At 61.1% G+C, this 6,920-nt stretch carries 6 protein-coding genes and 1 pseudogene; 2 read left to right on the top strand and 5 right to left on the bottom strand.

Going from position 1 to position 6,920, the window contains the following annotated elements; translation table 11 throughout:
- Window positions 1–183 precede the first annotated feature (183 nt).
- Entirely contained in the window at window positions 184–1,698 is a 1,515-nt protein-coding gene (gene istA, locus LAC81_RS34575; RefSeq protein WP_419195845.1) for an IS21 family transposase, read from the top strand.
- Window positions 1,695–2,588, top strand: coding sequence for an IS21-like element helper ATPase IstB (gene istB / locus LAC81_RS34570; RefSeq protein ID WP_223728175.1), 894 nt, complete (start codon window positions 1,695–1,697; stop codon window positions 2,586–2,588). The genes istA and istB overlap by 4 nt, the downstream gene beginning before the upstream one ends.
- 95 nt (window positions 2,589–2,683) lie before the next feature.
- Here the strand turns inward: istB and LAC81_RS34565 are convergent.
- The 5 genes and pseudogenes from LAC81_RS34565 to LAC81_RS34545 form a co-directional block, all read right to left on the bottom strand.
- Window positions 2,684–2,872: pseudogene (locus tag LAC81_RS34565) on the bottom strand (integrase); the annotation flags it as partial.
- An 82-nt stretch (window positions 2,873–2,954) separates the two neighbouring features.
- Window positions 2,955–4,325 carry an MmgE/PrpD family protein gene (locus LAC81_RS34560; protein WP_223729063.1) on the bottom strand — a complete coding sequence of 457 codons (1,371 nt, stop codon included), beginning with the start codon at window positions 4,323–4,325 and terminating at the stop codon, window positions 2,955–2,957.
- 59 nt (window positions 4,326–4,384) lie between these two features.
- Complete coding sequence (locus LAC81_RS34555) at window positions 4,385–5,314, bottom strand: carbon-nitrogen hydrolase family protein (protein ID WP_223729062.1); 930 nt, start codon at window positions 5,312–5,314, stop codon at window positions 4,385–4,387.
- Window positions 5,314–5,961, bottom strand: a complete 648-nt coding sequence (locus LAC81_RS34550) for an RraA family protein (RefSeq protein ID WP_223729061.1) — start codon at window positions 5,959–5,961, stop codon at window positions 5,314–5,316. Before LAC81_RS34550 ends, LAC81_RS34555 begins: the two co-directional genes overlap by 1 nt.
- A gap of 34 nt (window positions 5,962–5,995) precedes the next feature.
- A complete protein-coding gene (locus LAC81_RS34545; protein WP_224393535.1) occupies window positions 5,996–6,856 on the bottom strand; it encodes a TauD/TfdA dioxygenase family protein in 861 nt (286 codons plus the stop codon).
- Window positions 6,857–6,920: the final 64 nt, after the last annotated feature.

Below are 6,920 nucleotides of genomic sequence, written 5' to 3'. Positions count from 1 at the left end.
TGCGCGGCGACAATCAAGGTGAGATTCAGCGTCAATCAGGATGAGACTCGGCGGCGGGGGTGTGACGAAGGGAGGGCGTAGCCCGACCGGAGTTACACCCCCGCCGCGGCGCAATTTTTCGGCGTCTCATGATCGCGGTCGGCCCGCTACGGTGGTGGTTATCTGGAATGGAGAACCACCTTTGTGCCGGGTCGCCATGTAACCGATCATCAGATGAGATTATTCATGAAGTACCGACAAACGCATTCTGTTGAGGTCGCCGCCGCGAAGGCGTCGATCAGCCGGGCGACGGCGTTCCGTGTGGAGAAAGAGCAACGCCTTCCGTCGCAAAACAAGCCGCCCCGCGGTCGGCGTCGCCCCGATCCGCTTGCGCATATCTTTGATGCGGAGGTCGTTCCGCTCCTCAAAGCCGCTCCCGGCATTCGTGCGGTCGCCGTTTATGACGAGATGCTGCGGCGTCATCCGGAATTGCCCGAAGGCATTCGCCGCACACTTGAGCGACGCATCCGGTCATGGCGAGCCGCTTACGGTGAGGCACAGGAGGTGATCTTCCGCCAGACGCACGAGCCCGGCCGGTTGGGGCTGTCGGATTTTACCGACATGGGCAGCCTCAGCGTGACGATCGCCGGTCAGCCGCTCGACCATCTGCTTTATCACTTCCGGCTGGTTTGGTCGGGCTTCGAACACGCCCATGTCATCCTTGGCGGCGAAAGCTTTGTCGCCTTGGCCGAGGGCCTGCAGAATGCCCTGTGGTCGGTCGGCGGTTCGCCGCTCTATCACCGCAGCGACAGCCTGTCGGCCGCCTTCCGCAACCTTGATGCCGATGCCAAGGTCGATCTGACAAACCGCTATGAAGACTTGTGCGCTCATTACCGGATGACCCCGACGCGTAACAACAAGGGCGTCGCCCACGAGAACGGCTCAATCGAAAGTTCTCACGGCCATCTCAAGAATGCGGTCCGCGATGCACTCCTGATGCGCGGCACCAGAGACTTCGACGATCTCCGTTCCTACCGCGCCTTCGTCGACGAGATCGTCAGCCGCCGCAATGCCGCACATGGCAAGCGCATCGATACCGAGCGCCCGCATCTGCAGGCGCTTCCCGATCGCCGCACGTCCGACTTCGAAGAGGTGGTCGTCACCGTGTCGCGCACCGGCGGCTTCGCCTTGCGCAAGGTCTTCTACACCGTCCCCTCCCGTTTGATCGGCCACCGGCTGCGTGTGCGTTTGTTTGACGATCGCCTCGACGTCTTCATCGGCGGCACGCATCTGCTGACGCTGCCACGAGGTCGCGCCCATGCGAGTGGCAAGCACGATCAGGTCGTCAACTATCACCACGTCATCCACTCTCTGCGCAAAAAGCCGATGGCTCTTCTCAACCTCGTCTATCGCGACAAGCTCTTCCCCCGGCCGGAATACAGAAGGGCTTTCGACACTCTCATCGAGCAACTGCCTGACCGGCAGGCTTGCAAGATCACCGTCGAATTGCTGGCGCTGGCGCATGATCGCGGCTGCGAGCGGGAACTGGCCGAGGAGCTTGCCAGAACGCTCGACGCCCACAAACTCCCCGACCTGGTGGCCTTGAGAGCGATCTTCGGCCCGGACCCGGATCAGTTGCCGACCGTGCATGTGCAACTCGCATCGCTCAATAGCTATGAAGCCCTGATGGGGGCTGCCTATGCCGGAGAGGTCGCATGAAGAGCATTCACACAATCGACGAAGCCCGCCTCGGCATCATGCTGAATGAGCTCCGGTTGCCGACGATCAAAACACTGTGGTCGCAATTTGCCGAACAGGCCGATCGGGAGGGATGGCCAGCCGCCCGCTTCCTGTCGGCCATCGCCGAACATGAGTTGGCCGAGCGAGCGCATCGCAGGATCGAACGCCACCTCGCCGAGGCACATCTGCCGCCTGGAAAGACGCTCGAGAGCTTCGCCTTCGACGCCGTGCCGATGGTCTCCAAGGCCCAGGTCATGGCCATTGCCGCCGGCGATAGCTGGCTCGCCAAAGGTGCCAACATCCTCCTGTTCGGTCCGCCGGGTGGCGGAAAGAGCCATCTCGCCGCCGCCATCGGCCTCGCGCTGATCGAGAACGGTTGGCGAGTGCTGTTCACGCGCACGACCGACCTCGTCCAGAAGCTTCAGGTCGCACGGCGTGAACTCCAGCTCGAATCCGCCATCGCAAAGCTCGACAAGTTCGATCTGCTTGTCCTCGACGATCTGGCCTACGTCACCAAGGACCAGGCCGAGACCAGCGTGCTCTTCGAACTCATCTCCGCAAGATATGAGCGGCGTTCCATCATGATCACCGCCAATCAGCCCTTCGGAGAATGGAACCGCGTCTTTCCGGACCCAGCCATGACGCTTGCCGCGGTGGACCGACTTGTTCATCACGCAACGATCTTCGAAATGAACGTCGAAAGCTATCGGCGACGTTCCGCCATGGAAGCCAAACGCCAGCGCGGCAGACCTGCCGCCTTCGCGACAATTAAAAGTGCTTCCCAGATTGTCGCGGAGCGGCAATCAGAACACGACGAGACTCTTGCCAGCGACAATCAGCATGATACCTTCATCCCGACCGCGACATAAGAGTCTCATCCAGATTGTCGCCACCGTCTCATCCTGATCGCCGCGCTATAACCACATCAGAATATGCTCGCACGTATGCTGGCGGGGTAAGATTCTTACAGCCCCGAGGCCCTCGTCAGATTGACCCTAAATCGGTCGCGTCGGCGGTGGTAGCTGCGGTTCTGCACGTGGCGCTCGTCGACTTCGGCCGAGGAGGGCAAGCCGGCGCGCAGCGAATGACTGGAGAATTTGGCTGCCCGCACGCCTTCGCTGAGGTCGCTATGCAGGCCAGGGGGAAGGACCGTGGGGACTCCAGTCCCCAAGGTGTTGATTGCGGTTGCAGGCTTAGCTTGCGAACAAAATGCGTCATGTCGGTATATGCCGGTATCAGCTGACCAATACGCGAAGGAGCGTCCGGAGCGATCCCGCCTTATCCAGCGCGTACACGTTATCAATCGCTTCGCAAGCACCGCTGTCTCCCACGACCGGGCTCGCAAGTCGCAAGAACTTACCCTCGAGAGCCGATTTCGGCATGGGGTTACTTGCCTCTCCCTCCGCAACGTCCACGTGCCTTTCGAAACTTTGCCCGTCGCGCAACTGTAACCAAGCGCTTGCGGCGTGAGCGCCTCGATGCGAGGCGTGGCTGGTATGTGGCCTGAGCTCGATACTGTCTTGAAACCGCCCGGCGATCTCGTCATGAAGCCAATCATCCACGAACCAGTCGGGACCGGGCTCGAGGCCGAATACGGCCATGGTTATGGCGTGCGGTGCGCTGAACTGTGCTGCCCACATGTCCCGCGGACGCACTTTGCTAAAAGGTGGTTCGCACACGATCGGAGGTGCAGTCACGACCAGCTTGGCATGCAAGCCGTCGGCGGGATCAATGCCGGCCATCCGGACGACGTCGCGGCTGGCCTGGACACTGCTTTGGATGAGCCGGCAGCAACTGAATGGCTTGAAGCCAACCCGGAGAATTTCGTAGGTGGCCCCCAAACTTTTGGTCAATTTGTCGAAACGGCACTCGTCGGCGCCCGCCATCCGCCAGAAACCCCTCTCACCCTCGAAAACATCCAAAGGCCCCTCGTAGCCGGCAGCGGCAAGGCGGGCGGCCAAGACGCCCATTTGCGCGGCCAGGCCGAAGTTGTTCTTCGCCATCGAAGGCGTGTCTCCGTAGACGGTCTTCATGACGGACGCCACTGGCGCATTCGCAGCAGCGATCGCGATCGCATGCGCCGCTCGTCCGGCGTCGAGACGCATGAGTCTCGCGGCCGCGGCTGCTGCACCGAATATCTGCCAAGTCCCATGGCCGTGAATCGCCTTTCTGGGCTGGACGTGAGCAAGTGAGATGCCAACGCGGCAACTCACCTCATAGCCGATGATCACGGCCTCGAGGAATTCTGTGCCTGAAGACTTCGTGTGCTCAGCGACCGATAAGGCTGCCGCAATCACCGTGGCTCCGGGATGCCCCTTCTCGTAGATGTCGTCGAAGTCGAGCGCATTGATCAAAGTTGCCTTGATGAATGCGGCAGCCCCCGGTTCGGCACAGCCACTGACAGGTCCGCCGGAGGCGGGCGCGACCTGGCTGTCCGCCCGCAGTACCTCCAGCATGCCGGCCATCGGCAGCCGATGCCCGCCGAACAGGCAGCCCAGGGAGTCCAGGAGGCAGAGCTTGCCCTTGTCGATGACGTCGCCAGGAACACGAGCGAGTGCTTCCTCAGCGATATAGCTGCCGAGCGTTTGCGTGATGAAAGCGGTCATTTCTGGGGTCCGATTACCTGATGATGGCGATTGGCAGTCCATTTTCAGGGGAGCGTTGTCTACGCGCTACTAGAAGAAATTGGTGCCCCGAAGGTCTGCGCCGACGAGCTGCAGGAGGAATTGCAACGATCACTGCGGCTGCAACCTCGGTTGACGTGTGCCTGATCAACAAACGAAACCTTGTGCGACGCGGCGGGAATAAGCTTGCGAACTGCTGCCACACGGTCGAGATCGAGGTGTGCGGAAAGCACGCCGACCTGATCGACGGCGCGGGCTATGACCTGTCCCCAGGGGTCGCAGACGAGAGAGTTGCCGTAGGTGAAACGGCGATCTCCGTCCGCTGCCGTGTAGCCTCCCCACTGACCACAGGCGATGAAATAGACCTGGTGCTCGATCGCGCGTGCACGGCAGAGCACTTCCCAGTGGTCTTTTCCCGTCTGTAACGTGAAGGCCGCGGGCAGAATGACCACATCGACGCCGGCGTCTGCAAGCGCATCAAAGAGCCGGGGGAAGCGAAGGTCGTAGCAGATCGCACAGCCGATCCTGAAACCGCCGGATTCGTAGACGAACAGGCTTTCTCCAGGCGCAACGGTGGCGGATTCTCGATACATCTTGCCATCTGGCGCCTCGATGTCGAACAGGTGAACTTTGCGGTAGCGGCCGACCTCGTTACCTTCTGGGTCAAAAACGACCGTCGTGTTGTAGATCTTCGGACTTCCATCGACCCTTTCGAGCAAGCTGCCGCCGTGGATCCAGACCTTTTGCCGGGCGGCGAACGCCTGCAACATGCGATAGGCGTCGCCGCCCGGCATATGATCAGCCGCCGCCAGTTTCTCCGCCACCGTGCCGCCGGACCAGTCGAAATGTTCCGGGAGAACGATGAGATCCGGTGTATCGCGTGCGATTGCCTGCAACATCAGGCTCTCGGCCGCGCGCAAATTGCTGTCGCGGTCGGGCTGGGAGTTCATCTGGACGAGGGAAATCTTCATTATACGATCCGATCCAGTTCGAAGATGGAATGGCCGGCCTCAAGGTAGGGCCGGAGCTTAAGGGAGCGCTGTTGGCGCTCGAGGGCGACGTCGGCGATGCGACGCATATCGGAGGGATCGGCAACGAAGACACCCTCCGTATCTGCCAGGACCGCATGCCCAGGCAGCACGGCCGCCCCGCCGCAGGCGATCGGGACATTGATCGCGCCACCGATCTGGTGCCGGCGGCTGGTCGTCTTGGACGAGACTCCGCGACACCAGACCGGGAACCGGCTGGCGCGGATCTCCTCGATGTCGGTGCAAGGACCATCGACGATAATGGCGACGGCGCCACGCGCTCGGGCAGCAGCAACGACACCGCCGCCGACGCAGGCCACGTCGTCCCGGTCGACCCGGGAGATGACGAGAACATCTCCCGGGCTGAGCAGATCGATTGCCGTATAGATGACGGCTCCATCGCGGCCGGGCGCGGCGACCGTGACTGCCGTTCCAATTGCCTTGGCCGGAAAGACCGGCGCAATTCCTGCCCCAACAAATCCAAGATATTCGAAGTGGCCGATGGTTGCGGTTTCGACTCCATCAAGCAGGGTTCGCAGTGCGTCCGGTATCGCTTCCGGCTGTTTTTCAATCTTGTAAGGCTGGGACATCGATGAGACTCCGATCTGCCCTGTGGTTCACAAATCAGACCGGGCGCTCGCCGGATGTCGTCGTCCGATGCATAATCCGGATCGTGTTCGGGTCGAATGAATCGCGCCGGTGCATCGTGCAACGGTTGTCCCACATCACGATGTCGCCCACGCTCCATTTCTGGACGAAGACTTCAGGCGTAGTGGTGGTGTGCTCCCAAAGCCTTGAGATCAGGTCGTTGCTTTCATCGAGCGGTATGCCGACGATCCACGCCCCCTCTGACGTCCCACCAAGATAAAGCGCTTTGCGGCCCGTCTCGCCGTGGGTTCTAACCAGCGGATGAACGACGCCGCTCCATTCGCGAAAATCCGCGCTCGTCGGTTCGCCTTTCCCGAGGCGCAACTTGCCCGTCTTGTCGTAGACGTTCTGGAAGAAGATCTGCCGCCCCTCAACAGCCCTGCGCAGCTCCTCGGGGAGCGTTTCGAAAGCCTGGTAGGTCGACAGAAAATACGTGTCTCCACCGGAAGGGGGGACCTCGATCGCCCTGAGGATGGCGCCGGCGGGCGGGCGCTCGTAGAACCATGTGTCCGTGTGCCACGTCGCCTCGCTGTTGCCGAGCGCGCCGCTCGGCTTGCCGTCCTTCATCACATTGCTGATCACCAGGATTTCGCGATGGTTCGGGTGTCCGCCTTCCTGCAATTGCTTAGGATGGATGACGAAATCCCCGAAGTGACGGGAAAAGTCGACCTGCTGCTGGTCTGTGATATCGGTCGCCCGAAAGCGAATGACGCCATATTGCAGCCAGTAAGATCGAACTGCCGCAATGTCCGCGTCGTTGTAGTCGGAGAAATCGAACCCGACGATATCTGCGCAGACGTTGCTGTCATTCTGGATTGCCGAAACTCTTGTTTTCATGTGTGTCTTTCGCCTCCGTGTGGGAAGATCCCGGCTCGGGATCACATAGAGCTTAGCGGAGTGA

Source organism: Ensifer adhaerens (genome assembly GCF_020035535.1).
Lineage (GTDB): Bacteria > Pseudomonadota > Alphaproteobacteria > Rhizobiales > Rhizobiaceae > Ensifer.
Note: the sequence above shows the minus strand (reverse complement) of the source record. Positions and strands in the feature narration are given on the sequence as shown.

Bases quoted from the DNA above. Each gene is read 5' to 3' on its own strand.
- LAC81_RS34560 (WP_223729063.1), bottom strand. From the start codon at position 4,325: ATGACCGCTTTCATCACGCAAACGCTCGGCAGCTATATCGCTGAGGAA.
- LAC81_RS34550 (WP_223729061.1), bottom strand. From the start codon at position 5,961: ATGTCCCAGCCTTACAAGATTGAAAAACAGCCGGAAGCGATACCGGAC.
- istB (WP_223728175.1), top strand. From the start codon at position 1,695: ATGAAGAGCATTCACACAATCGACGAAGCCCGCCTCGGCATCATGCTG.
- LAC81_RS34555 (WP_223729062.1), bottom strand. From the start codon at position 5,314: ATGAAGATTTCCCTCGTCCAGATGAACTCCCAGCCCGACCGCGACAGC.
- LAC81_RS34545 (WP_224393535.1), bottom strand. From the start codon at position 6,856: ATGAAAACAAGAGTTTCGGCAATCCAGAATGACAGCAACGTCTGCGCA.